This window comes from Kitasatospora sp. MBT66 (assembly GCF_000710405.2).
Taxonomy (GTDB): domain Bacteria; phylum Actinomycetota; class Actinomycetes; order Streptomycetales; family Streptomycetaceae; genus Kitasatospora; species Kitasatospora purpeofusca.
Map to the genome: position 1 here is coordinate 19709 of NZ_JAIY01000008.1, position 1012 is coordinate 20720.

The following is a 1012-nucleotide window of genomic DNA, read 5'->3' on the forward strand; positions in this document are numbered from 1 at the left end:
GCGGCCCCCCGGCCGCCCGGCGCCGCGCGCCGCCACCCGGCCGCCCGCCCGGTACAACTGGCCCACCGCCAGCAGCCCCAGCCCCAGCGGTGCGACCGAGAGCGGCACCCCGACCGGCCCGCGCAGCACCGGCGCACCGTGCCCCAGCAGCCACAACGCGGACGCCAGCCGCAGCGCCCCGGCCGCGCCGTCGTCCGCGAACGGGGTCACCACCCAGAGCCCGAGCACCGGAACGGTGACCACCGACAGCCCGAGCAGGGCCGTCCGGATCCCGGTGAGCAGGGCGGAGAGGACGGGCCTGGCCCCCAGTTCGCCCGGCGCTTCCAGAATCGGACGACCCGTCAGCTGCGTCATGGGCCTCATCGTGCCAAGGCGACTCGCCATGCTCCGTGAAGAGGCAAACCGCCGGGGTGTCCCAGATTATTGGCTTATGCGCATTTTCAGACCATGCCCTCTCACCGCCGCGACCGATCCGGCCCGGAGCGTCTGATGACCAAGCCCCCGACCGCCTCCCGCACCGGCACCCAGCCCGCACCTCCCGCCGCACCCGCCGCCGCGTCCGCCTCGCCGAACCGCGGCGGGAAGGGCCGCCCCGGAAAGCGCAAGGGCGGCCGGGGCCGGGGCGGCACCACCACCGACGGAGCGGACGGGGCCGCGCAGAACGGCGGCGGGAGGCCGGACGCGGAGGCGGCGGCACTGCTGCGCCGCCTGACGGCCCGTGAGGCCGAGGCCTTCGCCCACCTCGCGGCCGGCCGGGACCTCGCCGAGACCGCCACCGCACTGGGCGTCACCCCCACCACCGCCCGCAGCTACCAGCACCGCGCCCTGCGCAAGCTGGGCACCCGCACGCAGGCCGAGCTCGCCGCTCTCGCCGCGCTGCTGCCGACGCCGCCGGGGGCGGGGGGCTCCTCAGCTCCGGCGAAGGCTGCGGCTGGGGCCGGGGCTGCGGATCCGGCGTCAGCTTCGGCTCCGGGTGCGGCTGCGGCTCCGGGTGCGGCTGCGGCTCCGGCTC

The 1012-nt window shown here is 77.7% G+C and carries 2 protein-coding genes; one reads left to right on the forward strand and one right to left on the reverse strand.

Annotation, left to right across the window (positions count from 1 at the left end):
- Window positions 1–354: DUF6350 family protein (locus tag BI06_RS51020; RefSeq protein WP_233290252.1), on the reverse strand; the 354-nt coding region annotated here is incomplete at its 3' end.
- Between the two features lie 135 nt (window positions 355–489).
- On the opposite strand from BI06_RS51020, the gene BI06_RS21305 reads away from it, so the two are divergent.
- Window positions 490–1012 (forward strand): response regulator transcription factor (locus tag BI06_RS21305; protein ID WP_149030459.1); only part of this gene is annotated, 523 nt, incomplete at its 3' end.